This window comes from Kitasatospora sp. NPDC101157, assembly GCF_044768255.1.
In the GTDB taxonomy this organism is placed as follows: domain Bacteria; phylum Actinomycetota; class Actinomycetes; order Streptomycetales; family Streptomycetaceae; genus Kitasatospora.
This window is the reverse complement of sequence record NZ_JBIWPL010000005.1, coordinates 423,734-443,000: the sequence shown is the minus strand read 5'-3', so window position 1 is coordinate 443,000 and position 19,267 is coordinate 423,734. Positions and strand designations below refer to the sequence as shown.

Genomic DNA, 19,267 nt, shown 5'->3' with positions numbered 1-19,267 from the left:
GTTTCGGCGATCTCGAAGCCGAGATCATGGACCGGCTCTGGTCCTGGGGCCGTCCGGCCACGGTGCGCGAGGTGGTCGACGACCTCCAGCAGCAGCGGGCGGTCGCGTACACCACCGTCACCACCGTCGCCGACATCCTGCACACCAAGGGCTGGCTGCGCCGGGACAAGGTCGGCCGCGCCTGGGTGTACGAGCCGACCTGCAGCCGGGAGGCGTACACCGCCCAGCTGATGCACCAGGCGCTGGAGACCAGCCCGGACCGGGCCGGCGCGCTGCTGCACTTCGTCGACCGGATGAGCGGGGACGAGGCGTCCGCCCTGCTCGCCGCCCTCGAACAGGTGAAGGCCCGGGACGCCGGGTGACGCTCGCCCTGCTCGGCCTCCACCTGGCCGTGACCGGCGTGCTGCTGCCCCGCCGACTGGCCGGCTCCGCCCGGCTCCAGGCCCGCCCCACGCTCGCCGCGGCCCTGTGGCTGGCGCTGATGGCCTCCTTCACCGTCGCCCTGGTCCTGGCCGGACACCACGCCGTCGAGCCCGCCGCGCACGAGCCGGCCGGGCTGATCGGGCTGCTCCCCCACCTCGAACCGACCGGGCCGGTGCTGCCGCACACCCACGACTGGTGGCTGCCGGCCACGGCCGGGGCGGCGCTCACCGCACCGGTGGCCGCCGTCGGCGTGCGGACCGGGCGGGCCCGGCGGCGGCACCGGGCGGTGCTGGACGTGGTCGCCGTACCGGACCGCCGCTGGGGTGCGCTGGTGCTGGAGCACGCCCACCCGACCGTCTACTGCCTGCCGGGGCGCCGCTCCCGGGTCGTGCTGTCGCGCGGCGCGCTGCGGCTGCTGGACGAGCGGCAGCTGGCCGCGGCCATCGCCCACGAGCACGGGCACATCCGCGGCCGCCACCACCTCTTCCGGCTGCCCGCCGACGCCTTCGCCCTGCTGTTCGGGCCGCTGCCGCTGGCCCGGCTGGGGCGCTCGGAGGTCGCGCTGCTGCTGGAGATGGCGGCGGACGACGCGGCGCTGGCGAAGGTGTCCCGTGGCGAACTGGCCTCGGCGCTCTGCGCGTTGGCCACCTCGGGGGCGACTCCGGGCGGGACGCTCGCGGTCGCCTCCACCGGGGCACTCGCCAGGGTCCGCCGGCTGGCCCGGCCGGGCAGCGGCCGGCGGCGCCGACCGGCGTGGTGGGTCGGGCTGCCGGTGCTGCCCGCCCTGCCGTACCTGCTGGCCTGCGCGCCGCACCCGTGAACCGCGCCCGGTACCGGCGAGCCGGCGGGCGGCCGGCCGACGCCCGGCCGGTGGCGGGCTCCTCCTGACCGGCCTCCGGCCGCCGTAGGGGATCCGACCCGCCGATTACGGCCGGACGGCGCCCATGTAGGGCATCGCGGAGATCGGCAGGACCTCGACGTTCTTGCCGGTGCGCGGAGCGTGGATCATCTTGCCGTCGCCGATGTAGATGCCGACGTGGTGGATGTCGCTGTAGAAGAACACCAGGTCGCCGGGCTGGAGGGCGTCGCGGGAGATGCGCGGGCCGTCGTTCCACTGGTCCTGCGACATCCGGGAGATCTTCACACCGGCCGCCTTGTACGCCTGGCTGGTGAGGCCGGAGCAGTCGAAGCTGTCCGGGCCGCTCTTGCTCCAGCCGTACGGCTTGCCCAGCTGGGCCTGGGCGAACGCGATGATGGCGGCGGCGCGGCCGCCGACGGGCGGGGCCGGGGTGCTCAGGTCCTGGCGGGCCGAGGAGCGGGAGGCGCGGTCGGTGGCGGCCGCCTGCTGGGCCTCGGCCTTGGCCTTGTCGGCGGCCTGCTGGGCGTTGACCTTGGCGCGGTCCTCGGCGCCCAGCTTGTTGAGCATGGCCTGCGCCTCGGACAGCTTGGTCTGGATCTGCTGCTTCTTCGCCGCCAGTTCGGTGCCGACCGAGTCGAGCCGGGCGAGCGTGGCGGTGGCCTCGGCGCGGTCCTGGTCGAGCTTGCGCTGCTCGTCCTGGGCCTGCTTGAGCAGGGACGCCTGGCCGTCGGTGACCTGGTTCTGCACCGCGGCGCGCTCCAGGTAGGCCGCCGGGTCGGAGTCGAGCATCAGCTGGACGGACGGGTCGATGCCGTTGTTGCGGTACTGGTCCGCCGCGACCGCGCCGAGCCGGGTCCGCAGCTCGTTCATCGCCTCCTGGCCGCGGGCGACCTTCTCCTGGATCGTGTTGGCCTCGCCCTGCAGCTTCTGCTGCCTGTCCTGGAAGCCGTTGTACTGCTCGATGGCCTGCTCGGCCTCCTCGTTGAGCTTGTCCACCTGCTCCTTGACGGAGGCGAGGGTCGGGGTCGGCTCGGCGTGGGCGGTGCCCGCGGCGAGCACCGCGCCGCCGGCCATCGCCGTGGTGAGGACCGCCATGCGGGCCCGGCTCGGGGGGCTGGGCTTGCGGCGCTTTCCCATCGCGATGGGCTCCTTCGAGGGGCTTCGGACTGCGTCGGGGACGTCCTGGGGCAGCTCGGGGGGACGTCTTCGGACGGCGTCGGACGGCGTCGGGGGACGGCGAAGGACGGGCGGAGCCGTACGGGGGATGCCGACCCCGCCCGCCTTCTTCGAAGTAACTTAATAGATGAGTGGCCGGGTTCCGCAATCCCCTGTCCGCAACCCCCTTGACCCCGCGATGGACAGTCGGTGGGCAGTCGGCGCGACACCCCTCTTGACACTCCACGGCGGAAGGAGTGCAAAAGGTTCGCCAAAGCGAGAACAAGCTCACACGCGCCGCCCCTCCTGCGGGCATGCGAACGGGCGCTAACCTGCGCACATGAAGGTCCCGCCCGAAAGGCTCCCCCTCGCCGCCGAGTTCCCGGCCGCGCACCGTGAGCAGTGGCAGCAGCTCGTCGAGGGTGTGCTGCGCAAGTCCGGTGCCCGGCCCGAGGACGGCGCCGCCGCCGAGCAGGCGCTCACCACCGCGCTCCCGGACGGGCTGCGCGCCCGTCCGCTGTACACCGCCGAGGACACCTCGGCCGAGCCCGGATTCCCCGGCTTCCCGCCGTTCGTCCGCGCCGGCCGCCCGCAGGGCTCCGCGGCCTCCGGGTGGGACGTACGCCAGCGGCACGCCGACCCGGACCGCCGGCGCACCAACGAGGCCGTGCTGGCCGACCTGGAGCACGGAGTCGGCTCGCTCTGGCTGGAGCTGGGCGGCACCGGCCTGCCGGTCGACGCCCTGCCCGAGGCGCTCACCGGGGTGTACCTGGACCTGGCCGCCGTCGCGCTCGACGCCGGCGCCGAATTCACCGACGCCGCCGAGCAGTTGTTCAAGCTGTACGAGGAGCGCGAGGTCTCCCCCGGCTCCGCCGCCGGCAACCTCGGCGCCGACCCGCTCGGTCTCCAGGCCCGCACCGGCGAGGCGGACCGCACTGGGGCGCTGCTCGCCGAGGCCACTGCGCTCGCCGCCCGCTGCGCCGAGGGCTACCCGAACGTCCGGGCACTCACCGTCGACGCCCTGCCGTACCACGAGGCCGGCGCCTCCCCCGCCCAGGAGCTGGGCTGTGCGCTCGCCACCGGCGTCGCCTACCTGCGCGCGCTGACCGCCGCCGGACTGTCCGTGGACGCCGCGCTCGGCCAGCTGGAGTTCCGCTTCGCGGCGGACGCCGACCAGTTCCTGACCATCGCCAAGTTCCGCGCCGCCCGCCGCCTGTGGGCCCGGGTCGCCGAGGTGTCCGGCGCCTGCGCCGAGGCCTCGGCGCAGCGTCAGCACGCCGTCACCTCCACGGTGATGATGACCGCCCGCGACCCGTGGGTGAACATGCTGCGCACCACCGTGGCCTGCCTCGCCGCCGGGGTCGGCGGCGCCGACGCCGTCACCGTGCTGCCCTTCGACAGCGCGCTCGGCCTGCCCGACGCCTTCGCCCGCCGGATCGCCCGCAACACCCAGTCGATCCTGCTGGAGGAGTCCCACCTGGCCCGGGTGATCGACCCGGCGGGCGGCTCCTGGTACGTCGAGCAGCTGGGCGAGGAGCTGGCGCGGGCCGCCTGGGCCTGGTTCCAGGAGATCGAGCGGGCCGGCGGCCAGCAGGCCGCCCTCGGCTCCGGCCTGGTCGGCGAGCGGATCGCCGCGACCTGGGCGGAGCGCTCCACGAAGCTCGCCGAGCGGCGCGAACCGGTCACCGGCGTCAGCGAGTTCCCCCACCTGGACGAGCAGCCGCTGGTCCGCGAACCGGCACCGGCGGCGCCGGGCGGCGGTCTGCCGCGGGTGCGCCGCGCCGAGGCCTACGAGGCGCTGCGGGACCGCTCGGACGCCTTCCTGGCGGAGCACGGCCATCGCCCGAAGCTGTTCCTGGCCTCGGTCGGCACCGCCGCCGCGCACACCGCGCGCACCACCTTCGCGGCCAACCTCTTCCAGGCCGGCGGCATCGCCACCGTCGCCGCCGAGGGCGTCGACCCGGCCGCGTTCGCGTCGGCCTTCGCCGAGTCCGGCGCCACCGTCGCCTGCCTCTGCTCCAGCGACGCCCTGTACGGCGAGCACGCCGCGGCGGTCGCCGGCGCCCTGAAGGCGGCCGGCGCCCAGCGGGTGCTGCTGGCCGGGCGGCTCGGCGAACTGCCCGCCGGAGTGGACGAGTTCATCTACGCGGGCGGGGACGCGATCGCCGTCCTGACCTCCCTGCTGGACCAGATCGGAGTTGCTCGATGATCCCCGACTTCACCGGAATCGAGCTGGACGGCGGCACCGCCGCAGGCGACACCGCGGTCTCCGATGCCCAGTGGCAGGCCGCCTGGCGCCGGGCCACCGGCAAGGACGTCGACGAGCTGGTCTGGGAAACCCCCGAGGGCATCGGCGTCAAGCCGCTGTACACCGCCGCCGACCTGGCCGGACTGGACTTCCTGGAGACCTACCCCGGCATCGCCCCGTACCTGCGCGGGCCGTACCCGACCATGTACGTCAACCAGCCGTGGACCGTCCGCCAGTACGCGGGCTTCTCCACCGCCGAGGAGTCCAACGCCTTCTACCGCCGCAACCTGGCCGCCGGTCAGAAGGGCCTCTCGGTCGCCTTCGACCTGCCGACCCACCGCGGCTACGACAGCGACCACCCGCGCGTCACCGGCGACGTCGGCATGGCGGGCGTCGCCATCGACTCGATCTACGACATGCGCCAGCTGTTCGACGGCATCCCGCTCGACAGGATGTCGGTGTCGATGACCATGAACGGCGCGGTGCTGCCCGTCCTGGCGCTGTACATCGTCGCGGCCGAGGAGCAGGGCGTACCGCCGGAGAAGCTCGCGGGGACCATCCAGAACGACATCCTCAAGGAGTTCATGGTCCGCAACACGTACATCTACCCGCCGCAGCCGTCGATGCGGATCATCTCGGACATCTTCGCGTACACCTCGCAGAAGATGCCGCGGTACAACTCGATCTCCATCTCCGGCTACCACATCCAGGAGGCCGGGGCCACGGCCGACCTGGAGCTGGCCTACACCCTGGCCGACGGGGTGGAGTACCTGCGCGCGGGCCTGGACGTGGGGCTGGACGTGGACGCCTTCGCGCCGCGGCTGTCGTTCTTCTGGGCGATCGGCATGAACTTCTTCATGGAGGTCGCCAAGCTGCGCGCGGCCCGGCTGCTGTGGGCCAAGCTGGTCAGGCAGTTCGACCCGAAGAACGCCAAGTCCCTTTCGCTGCGCACCCATTCGCAGACCTCGGGCTGGTCGCTGACCGCCCAGGACGTCTTCAACAACGTCACGCGGACCTGCGTCGAGGCGATGGCCGCCACCCAGGGCCACACCCAGTCGCTGCACACCAACGCCCTCGACGAGGCGCTGGCGCTGCCCACCGACTTCTCCGCCCGCATCGCCCGCAACACCCAGCTGCTGCTGCAGCAGGAGTCCGGCACCTGCCGGGTGATCGACCCGTGGGGCGGCTCGGCGTACGTCGAGAAGCTGACCCACGACCTCGCCGCCAGGGCCTGGCAGCACATCCAGGAGGTCGAGGCGGCCGGCGGCATGGCCAAGGCCATCGACGCGGGCATCCCGAAGATGCGCGTCGAGGAGGCCGCCGCCCGCACCCAGGCGCGGATCGACTCCGGCCGCCAGCCGGTGATCGGCGTCAACAAGTACCGGGTCGAGAGCGACGAGCAGATCGACGTCCTCAAGGTCGACAACTCCGCGGTGCGCGCCCGGCAGATCGAGAAGCTCCGGCGGCTCCGGGAGGAGCGCGACGAGGCCGTGACCCAGGACGCGCTGCGCGCGCTCACGGCGGCCGCCGAGGCCGGCCCGCAGCGCGGTGGCTCGCTGGACGGCAACCTGCTGCACCTGGCCGTCAACGCGGCCCGGGCCAAGGCCACCGTCGGCGAGATCTCGGACGCCCTGGAGAAGGTGTACGGCCGCCACTCCGGCCAGATCCGTACCATCTCCGGTGTGTACCGAGACGAAGCGGGCCCGTCGGCTCCCCTCCAGCGCACCCGTGACCTGGTCGAGCGGTTCGAGCAGGCCGAGGGCCGCCGTCCGCGCATCCTGGTCGCCAAGATGGGCCAGGACGGCCACGACCGCGGCCAGAAGGTGATCGCCACCGCGTTCGCGGACCTGGGCTTCACGGTCGACGTCGGCCCGCTGTTCCAGACCCCGGCCGAGGTCGCCCGCCAGGCCGTCGAGGCCGACGTGCACATCGTGGGTGTCTCGTCGCTGGCCGCCGGTCACCTGACGCTGGTGCCCGCGCTGCGCGCCGAGCTCGCCGAGGCGGGGCGCGAGGACATCACCATCGTGGTCGGCGGGGTCATCCCCCCGCAGGACTTCGACGCGCTGTACGAGGCGGGCGCGGCGGCCGTGTTCGGCCCGGGCACGGTGATCCCGGACGCGGCGTACGACCTGCTGACGGCACTGGCGGCCGACCTCGGCCACGAGCTGTGATCGCCTGATCGTATGCCTCCGCGGACGATCGACCTCGACAGCTACGTGACGGGTGTCCTCGACGGCTCGCGTGCCTGGATCGCGCGCGCCGTCACCCTCGTCGAATCCACCCGGCCCGACCACCGCGCGCTCGCGCAACAGCTGCTGCAACGGCTGCTGCCGCACGCGGGCGGGGCTGTCCGGGTGGGCATCACGGGGGTGCCCGGGGTCGGCAAGTCGACCTTCATCGACTCCTTCGGGACGATGCTGACCGGGCTGGGCCACCGGGTCGCGGTGCTCGCCGTCGACCCCACCTCCAGCCGGACGGGCGGGTCCATCCTGGGCGACAAGACCCGGATGGAGCGGCTGGCGGTGGATCCCGCCGCCTTCGTCCGGCCGTCGCCGACCTCCGGGACCCTCGGCGGGGTCGCCAAGGCCACCCGGGAGTCGATGGTGGTCATGGAGGCGGCCGGGTACGACGTGGTGCTCATCGAGACGGTGGGCGTCGGGCAGTCCGAGACGGCGGTGGCGGGCATGGTGGACACCTTCCTGCTGCTCAGCCTGGCCCGGACCGGGGACCAGCTGCAGGGCATCAAGAAGGGCGTGCTGGAGCTGGCGGACGTCATCGCCGTCAACAAGGCGGACGGGCCGCACGAGCGCGACGCTCGCGCCGCTGCCCGCGAACTGGCCGGTGCCCTGCGGCTGTTGCAGGCACCGGACGCGGCGTGGACGCCGCCGGTGCTCACCTGCAGCGGGCTCGACGGGGCCGGGCTGGACGTGCTGTGGGAACGGTTGCAGCAGCACAGGAAGGTGCTGGACGCCACGGGCGCGCTGGCGGCCAAGCGGCGGGAGCAGCAGGTCGAGTGGACGTGGTCGATGGTCCACGACCAGCTGTACGCGCGGCTGCACGAACACCCGGAGGTGCGGCGGCTCGCCCCGGCGCTGGAGACCGAGGTGCGCGCGGGTACGCTGCCGGCGGGGCTGGCCGCGCAGCGGATCCTGGACGGCTTCTTCGGTACCGGTTGAGGGAGTTGGGGACCATCGCCACCATCGTCGAGGACATCGCCGTTGCGGCCGACGCGGATGCGGTGTGGGACGCGGTCAGGGACGTCGGCGCCGTCCATCGGCGCCTCATCCCGGGGTACGTCCTCGACACGAGGGTTGACGGCGACGTCCGCTACCTGACCATGCCCGGTGGGGCGGTGATCCGGGAGCTGATCGTCAGCATCGACGACGGGCTGCGACGGCTCGCGTACTCGGCGGTCGAGGGCTTCGAGCTGCCGTTGACCCACCACCACGCCTCGTTCCAGGCCGTCCCCGAGGGGCCTGGTCGCTGCCGCCTGGTGTGGACCACCGACGTGCTCCCGCACGAGATGGCCGAACAGGTCCGCCTGCGGGTGGTACGGGGTGCCCAGGTCATGAAGCAGACCCTGGAACCGGCCTGACGGTCACGCCCGGCGACGAACCCCGCCACCACCGCCGCCGAGAACAGTACCCACCACAGGAGGCGCGCCGTGGTGGCCACTACGCCGCTCCCGATAGACCTCGGCGCGACCGGCGCCGAACCGCTGCTCCAACTGCTTGAGCACGCCTTCCGGGTCGCGCACGACCGCCTTGAGTTCCGCCTCGATCGCCATTCCGTTCCCTTCGTCGGACCACGCGCCCAGCGTGGTCGAGGCCGCTCACCGGTGGTGGCTGGACAACGACCGGACCGGGCCGGAGCGGTTGGGTCTCACCGTTGCGGCCGGGGGGCATACTGCCTGGCTGGACCATCCGTCGAACTCCTGGCCCTTGCGGTAGCCGGCCGACGGGGGCGATCAGCCGCGGCGGCGGATCCGCAGGGCGAGGGCCGGGCACTGGTTCACTGCTCGGCGGGCGCCGTGTTCCTGCCAGGCGGCGACCGCCATGACGGTGGACACCGGGTAGCCGTGCGGGCCGAGCCGGATCAGGTCCGGGGCGAGCACGGCGCACAGGCCGTGGCCCGCGCAGCGGGACCAGTCGACTTCCAGCGTGGTCTCGTTCCGGCGCGGGAGGGGCAGCGCCCCGTTCACCGGGCGGCCGCAGCCGGCTCCGGAGGTGTGCAGGGCGACGTCCTCGGCGAACACGTCGAGCGCGGACAGGACGAACCGGGCCGTGCCGTCCGGGTGTGAGCAGGCGCCACCGCCCTGGGTCGTGGTGACGGCGCGGCGGGCGGTTTCCAGGGCGTCCAGGGCGGCGGACCCGCCGCCGGCGGCCGCCAGCGCGGCGAGGGCGTCGGCGGCGGCCGGCAGGCCGCGCTTGCAGGGGCCGCACTGGCCGGCCGACTCCGCCGCCAGCCAGGCGGCGATCCGGGCGATCTCGCCGAGCGGGCAGACCTCGGCGGGGAGCACCGCGATCGCGCCCGCGCCGAGCGTGCCGCCGACGGCTGCGAGTCCGGCGTTGGACAGCGGCGCTTCCACCGCCCTGCGCGGGTCCAGCCAGGCACCGTGGTAGCCGCCCACCAGCACGCCGGCACCCGGTGCGACACCGCAGGCCTCCAGCACCGTTCCGAGCCGGATCCCGGCCGGGACCTCGACCACCAGCTGATCGGCGCCGGTCCGGTTGACCGTCAGCAGAACGGTCCCGGGCTCGTGGATGCCGACGGAGGCGTAGGCGTCCGGTCCGATCCGGGCCGCGACGGCGAGCTGCGCCCAGGTCTCGGCGTTGGCCAACAGGGTCGGACGGCGGCGCACTCCCCCGTCTCCGCCGTCGGCCGCGCGGGCCTTCACGGTCGGCGGCAGGACGGGCTGGCCGTTGATGCCCCGGATCAGGGCGCCGGACTCTCCGGAGACGAAGCGTTCGGGCAGGCACACGGTCCGGGCCGGGCACGGGAGGTCGGTCCGCTCCGCGAGGGCGGCGGGGATCGAGACCTCGCCGGGGCCGCCCGCGGCGACGCCGATCACCAGTTCCTCGGCCCCGAGGGCGGCCGCGGCGAGGCGGGCGCCGTCGATGACGAGGTGCGGCGCGCGGGAGAGCAGCATCCGGTCCTTGGCGCTGGGCGGTTCGCCCTCGGCGCCGTTCACCACGACGACCGGCGGGGTGCCGGTGCGGTCGGCGGCGGCCAGGGTGGCCCGTGTCTTGCGGGCGAACGGGAAGCCGGCGCCGCCGCGGCCGCGCAGTTCGATGCGGTCGGCCACGGCCATCAGGGCGTCCCGGTCGAGGTGGGGCAGCCGCCCGTGGACGTCGGTGTGGGCAGCCAGATCGAGCCGCCGTCGGTGGTCGAGACCGGCGGTCAGCAGGGCCGGACCCAGCCGGTGCACCTGAGGCAGGTCGAGGGCGGCGCTCACTGGGCACCCCCCGGCCGGGCGAAACCGGACAACGGGGGCCCGGGCGGCCCCACCGTTCGGGCGGCCTGCCCGGGCCGGCGGGCCGCCTTCCCCGCGTGCCGGGCCTTCCCGAGCGGTGCCGGGACGGACAGGTGGGCGAGAGCGGCGAAGGGCTGGGTGGCGGGCCGGTGCGCCTTCACCGCGCGTCGGTGTCGGGCGCCGGTCCGGCGACGGCCGGCGAAGGCCAGGGCGCGGACCAGGAGGGCGAGTGCCACGACGGCCGCGCACAGCCCGTAGCTCCACACCACCCAGGCGTGTGCCGGTCGGCCCGCGGCCAGCCCGTGGGCCAGGGCGATCGGCCAGCAGGCGTACGCCGTCGCGTGCAGGACGCGCCACAGCCACGGACGGCGGCTGCCGGCGAACCTCCCGCGTACCGCGCCGGTCGCGGCGACCAGCACGAGCAGATCGGCGGCGATGGTGCCCAGGCCGACCGCGAACGTCGCGCCGCCGCTGAACGGGAGCACCGCGGTCTGTGGCGCGGCGTGGCGCTCCATGACCTTGACGGCGATGTGCGTGGCCAGGAAGCCCAGCGCCGCGACGGCGGTCGCCCGGTGCACGGACTGCACGGCCACGCGCAGCCGGGGAGTCAGCACCAGCCGGTCGGTGGCGACGAGCCCGCCGACGACGGCGCCGGTCAGCGTGAGGAGGGTGAAGACGCCGGCGAAGTAGTCCAGGAAGCCCGTCACCCGGCCGACCGCCGCGGCCGCCGGAGCTCCCACGGCCGGAAGGTGGCCGCCGACCGTGAGCACGGCCGCGCCGATCCCGGCCGACGCACAGCACATCAGCACGGTCACCGCCGTGGGGGGCACGGACCGCCGGGTGCGGCGGAGCGGTGTGCGGCGGTGCTTGAATCGCGGGCCAAGGGATGTCACGGGGTACCTCTGAACGTCGGCCCCCCGAGTTCTGCTGGTTGTCATACGGGTGCCCGTATTGTTAGCGGGCGATCGAATCCGTGACAAGCCTCGAACTACGGCGCCGAGTAGTACCGGCAGGTCCACCCGGAGGGCGTTCGGGCGGCTGAGAGGGCGGGATCACTTCCACGACCGGCCGTAGTGGAGACGGGGACCGCCGTGACCCGGCTCACGCTCCCGGGCCCGGTGGGAGGCGTCGGCCCGGCACACCGTGCCGCCGCGGAGCGGGACCAGGACGAGGCGGCCGAGGCCCGGGCGGGACCGAACGAGCGGGCCTCCTGCTCCACTCCGGCCCGGGCGCCCGGACTCCGCCCGACCCGACGGGCCATCGCGCTGGCCGCAGCCGGAGCCGCGGCTCAGCGGCGGCGAGGTGCTTCCGGCTTCAGCGGGTCGCCCCCTCGGGGATGCGGAGGTCGGTGGGGTGGGTGGCGGCGGCGGTGAGGAGGGCGCGGAGGGCGTGGGCGGCGACGGAGGCCGGGAGGGAGGGCTTGGAGCCGTCGAGGGCCTGTTCGGGGAGGGCGGGTATGTGAACGAACCCGCCGCGGACGGTGGGGAGTTCGGTGGCGATCAGGTGCATCAGGGCGTAGAAGACGTGGTTGCAGACAAAGGTCCCTGCGCTGTTCGACACGGAGGCGGGGACGCCCGCCTCCCGGACGGCGGCCACGCACGCCTTGACGGGCAAGGTCGAGAAGTACGCCGCGGGGCCGTCCGGCACGATGGGTTGGTCGACCGGCTGCCGGCCCGCGTTGTCGAAGGTGCGGGCGTCGTCGACGTTGATGGCGACGCGCTCGACGCAGACGTCCGGCCGGCCGGACCACAGGCCGAGCGAGACCACCACATCCGGGGCGAACTCCCTTACCGCCGTGCGCAGTTCATCGGCAGCCCGGCCGAAGACGCAGCTCAGCCGGGTGGCGGTGATCAGGAGCCCCTCGGGCGGGGTGGCGGCGACGAGGCGGGCGACCTCCCAGGACGGGTTGACGTCGGCGCCGTCGAAGGGTTCGAAGCCGGTGAGCAGGACCCTGGTCACAGGACCGCCTTTCCGAGAGGAGTCAGAACGCGAAGAGTGACATGATGGCGATGTTGCAGACCAACAGTGCGCCTGCGGTGGGCAGTTGGGCCTTGATCGGGCCGTACTGGTCCTTGAGTTCGAGCAGGGCCGCCGGGACGAGGTTGAAGTTGGCCGCCATCGGGGTGACCAGGGTGCCGCAGAAGCCGGCCAGCATGCCCACCGCCAGGACCACGGCCGGGCTGCCGTGCAACTGGGTGACCAGGACCGGCCAGCCGATGGCGGCGGTCATCACCGGGAAGGCGGCGAAGGCGTTGCCCATGACGATCGTGAACAGGGCCATGCCCAGGCAGTAGACCGCCACCGCCGCGTACTTGCTGCCGTCCGGCAGGAAGTGGGTGGTGAGCTTGCCGACCTGGGTGCCGACGCCGGCGCTCTGGAAGATCGAGCCCAGGACGGCGAGGAGTTGGGGCAGCAGCAGCGCCCAGCCCATCGCCTCCAGCAGGCCGCGGCCGGAGCGCAGGGCGACGGCCGGGTTGCGCTCGCGGGTGAGCAGCAGTCCGAGGCCCAGGGCGACGATCGTGCCGATGCCCAGTCCGAGCAGGGTCTCGCTGCCGGTCTGCAGCAGCACCTGACCGCCGCTGCCGAGGTGCACGCCCTTGAGCAGCGTGCCGCAGGCCAGCGCGATGAGCGGGAGAGCCAGCGCGGGGATGAACAACCGGTTGCCCAGGCGCGCCGCGGAGGCGGCCCGTTGTTCGGGGGCGGCGGCCGTGGGGGTCCCGCGGCCGGTGAAGCCGAAGCCGGCCAGACAGATCATGGCCAGGACGGCGACGCCCAACGGTGCGGCGGGGGCGCTCTTGTCGGCGACCCAGCTGCCGTAGACGAAGCTCGCGCCGAGCAGGCCCCAGAAGGCGGCGCTGCCGTAGCGCCTGGGGTTGCCGCGGTCCACCGCCATCTGGGCGGCCATCGCGATGAAGACGGCTCCGACCAGCCAGTACAGCCACTCGACCTTGATCACTTGCTCGGCTCCTCGATGCGGACGGCGGTGGTGGACGGGCCGACGGCGGCGGAGAGGTCCCGGGCGAGGGTGTGGTCCAGGCGCAGCAGGCGCGCGCCGTGGACGAGGGTGGCGCAGACCGCGGTGGGGATGGCCCACAGCGCGAGCTGCACCGGCTCCAGGTCGGTGTGGTAGGTCGCGTTGACGAAGCCGGTGATCAGGAGGATCGAGCCGACGGCGAGGAAGCAGTCCTCGCCGAAGAACAGGCCGACGTTGTCGGCGCTCGCGGCGAAGGAGCGCAGGCGTTCGCGGGCCTTGTCGGTCAGCGTGCCGTGACGGCGTTCGGCGGCGGCCTCGGCCATCGGTACGACCATGGGCCGCACGGCGGGGGCGGGGCCACCGAGGCCGGTGAGGCCGAAGGCGGCGGTGAGCTGGCGGAGCACCAGGTAGACGGCGAGCACGCGTCCGGCGCTGGCCCTGGCGAGCTTGTTCATCAGGGTGCGGGCCTGTTCCTGCAGGCCGTGGCGCTCCAGCAGGCCGATCACGGGGAGGGTGACGGCGAAGACGGTCACCGAGCGGCTGGAGGCGAAGCCGGTCCCGAAGGCCTCCAGGACCTTCAGCGGGCTCATCCCGCCGAGCAGTCCGGTGAGCACGCCGGCCACGCCGACCACGAGGAGCGGATTTCGCCGGGTGGCGAACCCGGCCACCACGACGAGGATGCCGAGCAGAACGATCATGTTCCTGACCGCCTTTCGAAGGGACCTCCGCCCCGAGCACGGCCGTCCGGGGCACCGTTGGGCGGAGGAGGTCGCGACTGGGTGGGCCGCGACCCTGCGGGGGTTGCCGTGAGGCTAGGGGATTGTGGAACAATCCGACAAGAGTTCAGGAGGTGGAACGTGACCGGGGTTTTCGACGCGCTCGCGGCCGACCGTGGCCGGCTCGAACGCGCCAGCGCCGCCCAACGCGTGGCCGAGGTGCTGCGCGACCACATCACCGAGGGCAGGCTCGCCCCCGGCACCCGACTGTCGGAGGAGGCGCTCGGCGAGGCGCTCACCGTCTCGCGCAACACGCTCCGCGAGGCGTTCCGGCTGCTGGCCGACGAACGGCTGGTCGTGCACGAGCTGAACCGCGGCGTGTTCGTCCGGATCCTCGAACCGGCCGACGTCGCCGACATCTACACCCTGCGCCTCGCCCTGGAGACGGCCGGGGTGCGCGCCCTGCGCAGCGCGGCGCCCGAGCGCCTGGCCGCCCTGCGGGCAGCGCTGGAGCGTGCGGAGGCCGCCGAGGCGGTCGACGACTGGGTCACCGTCGGTACCGCCGACCTGCACTTCCACCAGGCCGTCGCGGGGATCGCGGGAAGCCGCCGGATCGACGAGTGCATGGCCCGGCTGATGGCCGAACTGCGCCTGGCCTTTGCGGCCGTACCCTCCGCCCGGGGGCTCCACGCGCCGTTCCTGCGCCGCAACCAGACGCTCACCGGGCTGCTGGAGTCGGGCGAGATCGACGACGCGGAGGTCGAGCTGACCAGCTATCTGAACGATGCGCGCGCGGTGATCGTCCGCGCGATGACGGACACGGCGCCGGCGAACGGCGCGGCCGTGAACGGCGGCACGGGGGTGCACGGCGCGACGGTCGACGGCTCGATGACGGTCGACGGCTCGATGACGGTCGACGGCTCGATGACGGACGGCGCGAGATGAGACCCGTCGAGCCGTCTCCCGCGACGGTCGTCGACCTCAACGCCGACCTCGGCGAGGGCTTCGGCCGCTGGACGCTCACCGACGACGACGCCCTGCTGTCCGTGGTCACCAGCGCCAACGTCGCTTGCGGCTTCCACGCCGGGGACCCGAGCACCATGCGGCGGGTCTGCGAACTGGCCGCAGCGCGGGGCGTACGGATCGGCGCCCAGGTCTCCTACCGGGACCTCGCCGGGTTCGGGAGGAGGGCCATGGACGTCCCGCCGGACGAGCTCGCGAACGAAGTCGCCTACCAGATCGGCGCGTTGCAGACGTTCGCGCGCGCGGCGGGGGCGCGGGTGGCGTACGTCAAGCCGCACGGCGCGCTGTACAACCGGACGGTGCACGACGAGGAGCAGGCGGAGGCGGTGGTGCGCGGCGTCGGACTGGCCGCACCGGGCCTCCCCGTCCTCGGGCTGCCCGGCTCGCGGCTGCACGAGGCCGCCGGACGGGCCGAACTGCCGGTGGTTGCCGAGGCGTTCGCCGACCGCACCTACACCCCGCAGGGCACGCTCGTCCCCCGCCGCGAGCCCGACGCCGTCGTCCACGACCCCGAGGCCGTCGTCCACCGCTCGGTCGCCATCGCCCGGGACGGCGAGGTCAGCGCGCGCACCGGCGACCGGATCCGGCTGCGGGCCCGCTCGCTGTGCGTGCACGGCGACACCCCGGGCGCTGCGGACCTCGCCCGCCGGGTCCGAACCGCTCTGCTGGCGGCCGGTGTTCGGGTCGAGGCGTTCGCGTGAGCGGCACCGAACACGGCAGGAGACGGACGAGGTGGACGGGATGAACATCCGGGTCCTGCGGGTCGGCCTGGACGCGCTGCTGGTCGAACTCGACGGCGCCGACGAGACGATCGCCTTCCACGCCGAACTCGTGCGCCGCCGCGCGGCCGCCGAACTCCCGCCCGTCACCGAGGTCGTGCCCGCCGAGCGGACCGTGCTGCTCGACGGCGTGGCCGACCCCGAGGCCCTGGCCGCCGAACTGGCGGGGTGGCGCGTGCCGCCGCTGCGGGCGACCAGCGAGGAGACCGTGACCGTCCCGGTGCGCTACGACGGCGCCGATGTCGCGGAGGTCGCCGCGCTGTGGGGCGTCACCGAGGAGGAGGTCGCGCGCATCCACTCGGCGACCGAGTTCCGGGTCGCCTTCAGCGGCTTCGCCCCCGGCTTCGGCTACCTGACCGGTCTGCCCGAGCGCTACCGGGTGCCCCGGCGGGCCGTTCCGCGCCCCGCCGTCCCGGCCGGGTCGATCGCCCTCGCCGGCCCGTACACCGGCGCCTACCCTCGCTCCTCCCCGGGCGGCTGGCAGCTCATCGGGCACACCGACGCCGTGCTGTGGGACCCGTCCCGGGAACCGGCGGCCCTGTTCAGCCCGGGGACCCGGGTCCGGTTCGTGAACGAGGAAGCGTGATCGAGAGCGCATGACCGTCACCGTGACGAACGCAGGCCTGCTGACGACCGTCCAGGACCTCGGCCGGCCCGGCCACGCGCACCTGGGCGTGCCGCGCTCCGGGGCTCTCGACCAGCCCGCCCACCGGCTCGCCAACCGCCTGGTCGGCAACCCCGCGACGGCGGCCACCCTGGAGACCACCGTGCTCGGCTGCGCGGTGCGGGTGGACCACGCGGTGACCGTCGCCGTGGCCGGCGCGCCGTGCGCCGTGCGGGTCGACGGGCGGCCCGCCGCCTGGGCCGCCCCGGTGCGGCTGCCCGCCGGGGCGCTGCTGGAGGTGGGGCCGGCGACCCGGGGAGTGCGCAGCTACGTCGCCTTCGCGGGCGGGATCGCCGCCGCTCCCGTCCTCGGCAGCCGCTCGACGGACCTGCTCTCGGGTCTGGGCCCGGCGCCCCTGACCCCGGGGGACGCGTTGCCGCTCGGCGAGCCGGTCGGCCCGGCGGCCGGGGCGGACGTGGTGCCGGCCCCCGCGCCGCCCGACCCGCTGTTCCTGCCCGTGCTGTTCGGGCCGCGGGACGACTGGTTCACCGCCCGTTCGCTCGCCGTCCTGACCGGCTCCGGCTACCGGGTCTCCCCCACCAGCAACCGGATCGGCCTGCGCCTGGACGGCCCGCCGCTGGAACGCGCCCGCGAGGGCGAACTCCCCAGCGAGGGCATGGTCCTGGGCGCGGTGCAGGTCCCGCCCGACGGCCGTCCGGTGGTGTTCCTCGCCGACCACCCCACCACGGGCGGCTACCCCGTCATCGGCGTCATCCCCGCCACCGCCCTCCCGGCCGTCGCCCAGGCGGCGCCCGGCACGCCGGTCCGCTTCACCCCGGTGGGACGGCGGTGACGCCTCGGCGGTGGACCCCTCGGCTCAGGTGGCTCAGCGGCTCAAGCGGGCTCAGGTGGCTCAGCGGCTCAGGTGCTCAGCGGCGCACGGCGGCGGCGCGGCGGGCGGCGGCCTGGCGGGTGCGGCGGACGGCGCGGTGGAGGCGCTGGACGGCGATGAAGCGGTTCATCGCGTCGGTCAGGGTGAGGCGGTACTTGAGCCGGAGCTGGGCGTTGAGGTCGGCGATCCGCTCGGGCCCGATGGCGTTCAGGAGCCGGCTGACGTGCCGCTGGTAGACCTCCCAGTAATTGCGGTCACCGTCCGGGATCGACCAGAAGAACATCGGGATCTCCTCGACCAGGCAGTTGCGGTCGTAGGCGCCCAGGTACGAGGCGAACTGCGGCTCCGGGCGGGCGAGGAGCCACTCCCGGACGAGTTCCATCGAGCGGACCCGGTCGATCAGGCCACGCGGGTCGGTCTTCTTCTGGGTGATGGAGAGGGCGCCGTCCTCCCGGACCCGCCAGTGGTAGATCGGGTCGGCGAGGACGTCGACCCGCTCGGCGAGGAAGTGGTGGGGGACGCTGACCGGGGCGTCCTCGTACAGGATGCCCTCGGGGTACCGGATGCCCGCGGCGTCGAAGAAGGAGCGCCGGTAGACCTTGTTCCAGGCGGTGCGGTCGGTGACCAGCGCGGGCAGCTCGCTGACGTGGGTGCGCAGCCGGGTCTCGCGGAACGGGCGGCGGTGGGCGTGCGAGGGGCTGAGGCCGGTGGTGCGCAGGCGCATCGCGTTGCCGGTGACGAAGTCGGAGCCGGTCTCGTCGAGCGTGCTGATCATCAGTTGGTAGGCGTGCGGCGGCAGGGTGTCGTCGCTGTCGACGAAGGCCAGGTACTCGGTGCCGGGGGCTAGGTGGCGCCATCCGGTGTTCCGGGCGGCGCCGAGGCCCTTGTTCTCCTGCTGGACGAGCCGGAAGCGACCGTCCCGGGCGGCGTACGCCTTGGCGATGACGGGGCCGTCGTCGGTCGAGCCGTCGTCGACCATGACGCACTCGAAGTCCTCGAAGGTCTGTGCCGCGATCGAGTCCAGGCACTCTCCGAGGTAGCGCTCGACGTTGTAGATCGGGACCACGACGGACAGGCGCGGAGCCATCGAACGACCTTTCGCTCGGGAGCGGGCGGTCCGGTCGGTGGGCCTGGCGGCCGGTCGGCCACCGACCGTCGGTGACCGGCGGTGGTCCGAGCGTAGCGACCGCGCGGCGGTCCCGGGCGAACAACGGGTGGCGGCGAGTCTTCGGTTCGGTGTGACTGCCGTGCCCGGTGACAACGCGCGTCACCAGGCGTCAACGGGTGTCAACGGCCGTGACGGGCCGGAACGGTGGAAAGCGCGGGGACGGCCCCGGACCGCCCGACCGGTCCGGGGCCCCGCGCGATCGGCGCTCAGGCGCCCTTGACGGCGGCGAACCGGGTCGAGACGTCCTGCCAGTTGACGACGTCCCACAGACGGGTGACGTAGTCGGGCCGGACGTTGCGGTACTGCAGGTAGTACGCGTGCTCCCAGGCGTCGAAGGCCAGCAGCGGGGTGGTGTTCTGGCCCACGTTGCCGTGGTGGTCGTAGACCTGCTCGACGATCAGGCGCTGCCCGAGCGGCTCCCAGGAGAGGATGCCCCAACCGGAGCCCTGGACGCCGGTGGTGGCGGTGGTGAGCTGCTTCTTGAAGGCCTCGAAGCTGCCGAAGTGCTCGGTGATGGCGTCGGCCAGCTCGCCCTCGGGGCGGTCGCCGCCCTCCGGGGAGAGGTTCTGCCAGAACAGCGAGTGCAGCACGTGGCCGGACAGGTGGAAGGCGAAGGTCTTCTGCAGCCCGACCAGGCCGCCGAACTGCTCCTTGTCGCGCGCCTCGGCGAGCTGCTCCAGGGTGTCGTTCGCGCCCTTGACGTACGCGGCATGGTGCTTGGAGTGGTGCAGTTCCAGGATCTCGGCGGACATGGCCCGCTCAAGCGCGGAGTAGTCGTACGGCAGGTCGGGAAGCTGGTAGGTGCCCATCAGGACACGGCCCCTTTCGGCGGGTTGAGCGATGACGATCGTGCCGGGACAACACTATTGCGTATGAGTTGCAGAAACGAAGCATGGGCTCCTGCTTATTCCTCACATCCCGTCGGGCACAATGGTCATCTGATCGTGTAATGA

19 protein-coding genes are annotated in these 19,267 nt (G+C 73.7%); 10 read left to right on the top strand and 9 right to left on the bottom strand.

Annotated elements, in window-relative coordinates; genetic code table 11:
* Positions 1-26 precede the first annotated feature (26 nt).
* Positions 27-362 (top strand): BlaI/MecI/CopY family transcriptional regulator, encoded by a 336-nt coding sequence (locus tag ACIRVF_RS14560; protein ID WP_402816849.1) that lies wholly within the window; start codon positions 27-29, stop codon positions 360-362.
* Entirely contained in the window at positions 359-1,243 is an 885-nt protein-coding gene (locus ACIRVF_RS14555) for a M56 family metallopeptidase (RefSeq protein WP_402816668.1), read from the top strand. Before ACIRVF_RS14560 ends, ACIRVF_RS14555 begins: the two co-directional genes overlap by 4 nt.
* A 105-nt stretch (positions 1,244-1,348) precedes the next feature.
* Here the strand turns inward: ACIRVF_RS14555 and ACIRVF_RS14550 are convergent, their stop codons facing one another.
* Entirely contained in the window at positions 1,349-2,419 is a 1,071-nt protein-coding gene (locus tag ACIRVF_RS14550; RefSeq protein ID WP_402816666.1) for an NlpC/P60 family protein, read from the bottom strand.
* Positions 2,420-2,777: 358 nt separating this feature from the next.
* On the opposite strand from ACIRVF_RS14550, the gene ACIRVF_RS14545 reads away from it, so the two are divergent.
* Genes ACIRVF_RS14545 through ACIRVF_RS14530 form a run of 4 tightly spaced genes read left to right on the top strand, consistent with a single transcriptional unit; the run spans position 2,778 to position 8,280 of the window.
* Complete coding sequence (locus tag ACIRVF_RS14545) at positions 2,778-4,646, top strand: methylmalonyl-CoA mutase subunit beta (RefSeq protein WP_402816664.1); 1,869 nt, start codon at positions 2,778-2,780, stop codon at positions 4,644-4,646.
* On the top strand, positions 4,643-6,856 hold the full coding sequence (gene scpA / locus ACIRVF_RS14540) for a methylmalonyl-CoA mutase (RefSeq protein WP_402816662.1): 2,214 nt from the start codon (positions 4,643-4,645) through the stop codon (positions 6,854-6,856). The genes ACIRVF_RS14545 and scpA overlap by 4 nt, the downstream gene beginning before the upstream one ends.
* 12 nt (positions 6,857-6,868) lie before the next feature.
* Positions 6,869-7,861 (top strand): methylmalonyl Co-A mutase-associated GTPase MeaB, encoded by a 993-nt coding sequence (meaB, locus tag ACIRVF_RS14535; protein WP_402816660.1) that lies wholly within the window; start codon positions 6,869-6,871, stop codon positions 7,859-7,861.
* Positions 7,862-7,866: 5 nt separating this feature from the next.
* Positions 7,867-8,280 carry an SRPBCC family protein gene (locus ACIRVF_RS14530; RefSeq protein ID WP_402816658.1) on the top strand — a complete coding sequence of 138 codons (414 nt, stop codon included), beginning with the start codon at positions 7,867-7,869 and terminating at the stop codon, positions 8,278-8,280.
* Positions 8,281-8,283: 3 nt separating this feature from the next.
* On the opposite strand, the gene ACIRVF_RS14525 is transcribed toward ACIRVF_RS14530, so the two are convergent.
* The 6 genes from ACIRVF_RS14525 to ACIRVF_RS14500 all read right to left on the bottom strand — a co-directional run bounded on the left by ACIRVF_RS14525 (position 8,284) and on the right by ACIRVF_RS14500 (position 13,830).
* Entirely contained in the window at positions 8,284-8,472 is a 189-nt protein-coding gene (locus tag ACIRVF_RS14525) for a hypothetical protein (protein WP_402816656.1), read from the bottom strand.
* A 180-nt stretch (positions 8,473-8,652) separates the two neighbouring features.
* Positions 8,653-10,140, bottom strand: coding sequence for an NADH-ubiquinone oxidoreductase-F iron-sulfur binding region domain-containing protein (locus ACIRVF_RS14520; protein WP_402816654.1), 1,488 nt, complete (start codon positions 10,138-10,140; stop codon positions 8,653-8,655).
* Positions 10,137-10,988: a hypothetical protein gene (locus ACIRVF_RS14515; RefSeq protein ID WP_402816652.1), complete on the bottom strand. Its 852-nt coding sequence runs from the start codon at positions 10,986-10,988 to the stop codon at positions 10,137-10,139. The genes ACIRVF_RS14520 and ACIRVF_RS14515 overlap by 4 nt, the downstream gene beginning before the upstream one ends.
* Before the next feature lie 484 nt (positions 10,989-11,472).
* The gene (pcp, locus tag ACIRVF_RS14510; protein ID WP_402816650.1) at positions 11,473-12,117 is read right to left on the bottom strand and encodes a pyroglutamyl-peptidase I; all 645 of its coding nucleotides are present in this window, start codon (positions 12,115-12,117) and stop codon (positions 11,473-11,475) included.
* A 22-nt stretch (positions 12,118-12,139) separates the two neighbouring features.
* Entirely contained in the window at positions 12,140-13,114 is a 975-nt protein-coding gene (locus tag ACIRVF_RS14505) for a DUF979 domain-containing protein (protein WP_402816648.1), read from the bottom strand.
* A complete protein-coding gene (locus ACIRVF_RS14500) occupies positions 13,111-13,830 on the bottom strand; it encodes a DUF969 domain-containing protein (protein WP_402816645.1) in 720 nt (239 codons plus the stop codon). The genes ACIRVF_RS14505 and ACIRVF_RS14500 overlap by 4 nt, the downstream gene beginning before the upstream one ends.
* 159 nt (positions 13,831-13,989) lie before the next feature.
* Between ACIRVF_RS14500 and ACIRVF_RS14495 the strand changes: the two genes are divergently transcribed.
* Genes ACIRVF_RS14495 through ACIRVF_RS14480 form a run of 4 tightly spaced genes read left to right on the top strand, consistent with a single transcriptional unit; the run spans position 13,990 to position 17,107 of the window.
* A complete protein-coding gene (locus tag ACIRVF_RS14495) occupies positions 13,990-14,793 on the top strand; it encodes a GntR family transcriptional regulator (protein ID WP_402816643.1) in 804 nt (267 codons plus the stop codon).
* Positions 14,790-15,572: a LamB/YcsF family protein gene (locus tag ACIRVF_RS14490; protein WP_402816641.1), complete on the top strand. Its 783-nt coding sequence runs from the start codon at positions 14,790-14,792 to the stop codon at positions 15,570-15,572. Before ACIRVF_RS14495 ends, ACIRVF_RS14490 begins: the two co-directional genes overlap by 4 nt.
* Before the next feature lie 40 nt (positions 15,573-15,612).
* Positions 15,613-16,236, top strand: a complete 624-nt coding sequence (locus tag ACIRVF_RS14485) for an allophanate hydrolase subunit 1 (RefSeq protein ID WP_402816639.1) — start codon at positions 15,613-15,615, stop codon at positions 16,234-16,236.
* 10 nt (positions 16,237-16,246) lie between these two features.
* Positions 16,247-17,107, top strand: a complete 861-nt coding sequence (locus tag ACIRVF_RS14480; RefSeq protein ID WP_402816637.1) for a biotin-dependent carboxyltransferase family protein — start codon at positions 16,247-16,249, stop codon at positions 17,105-17,107.
* Positions 17,108-17,183: 76 nt separating this feature from the next.
* On the opposite strand, the gene ACIRVF_RS14475 is transcribed toward ACIRVF_RS14480, so the two are convergent.
* Complete coding sequence (locus tag ACIRVF_RS14475; RefSeq protein ID WP_402816635.1) at positions 17,184-18,233, bottom strand: glycosyltransferase family 2 protein; 1,050 nt, start codon at positions 18,231-18,233, stop codon at positions 17,184-17,186.
* A 287-nt stretch (positions 18,234-18,520) separates the two neighbouring features.
* On the bottom strand, positions 18,521-19,123 hold the full coding sequence (locus ACIRVF_RS14470; protein WP_402816633.1) for a superoxide dismutase: 603 nt from the start codon (positions 19,121-19,123) through the stop codon (positions 18,521-18,523).
* Positions 19,124-19,267 lie beyond the last annotated feature (144 nt).

Coding starts and splice junctions, on each gene's coding strand:
- ACIRVF_RS14470 (WP_402816633.1), bottom strand. CDS start 19,123: ATGGGCACCTACCAGCTTCCCGACCTGCCGTACGACTACTCCGCGCTT.
- ACIRVF_RS14475 (WP_402816635.1), bottom strand. CDS start 18,233: ATGGCTCCGCGCCTGTCCGTCGTGGTCCCGATCTACAACGTCGAGCGC.
- meaB (WP_402816660.1), top strand. CDS start 6,869: ATGCCTCCGCGGACGATCGACCTCGACAGCTACGTGACGGGTGTCCTC.
- ACIRVF_RS14560 (WP_402816849.1), top strand. CDS start 27: ATGGACCGGCTCTGGTCCTGGGGCCGTCCGGCCACGGTGCGCGAGGTG.
- ACIRVF_RS14485 (WP_402816639.1), top strand. CDS start 15,613: ATGAACATCCGGGTCCTGCGGGTCGGCCTGGACGCGCTGCTGGTCGAA.
- ACIRVF_RS14545 (WP_402816664.1), top strand. CDS start 2,778: ATGAAGGTCCCGCCCGAAAGGCTCCCCCTCGCCGCCGAGTTCCCGGCC.
- ACIRVF_RS14525 (WP_402816656.1), bottom strand. CDS start 8,472: ATGGCGATCGAGGCGGAACTCAAGGCGGTCGTGCGCGACCCGGAAGGC.
- ACIRVF_RS14480 (WP_402816637.1), top strand. CDS start 16,247: ATGACCGTCACCGTGACGAACGCAGGCCTGCTGACGACCGTCCAGGAC.
- ACIRVF_RS14550 (WP_402816666.1), bottom strand. CDS start 2,419: ATGGGAAAGCGCCGCAAGCCCAGCCCCCCGAGCCGGGCCCGCATGGCG.
- ACIRVF_RS14500 (WP_402816645.1), bottom strand. CDS start 13,830: ATGATCGTTCTGCTCGGCATCCTCGTCGTGGTGGCCGGGTTCGCCACC.
- scpA (WP_402816662.1), top strand. CDS start 4,643: ATGATCCCCGACTTCACCGGAATCGAGCTGGACGGCGGCACCGCCGCA.
- ACIRVF_RS14490 (WP_402816641.1), top strand. CDS start 14,790: ATGAGACCCGTCGAGCCGTCTCCCGCGACGGTCGTCGACCTCAACGCC.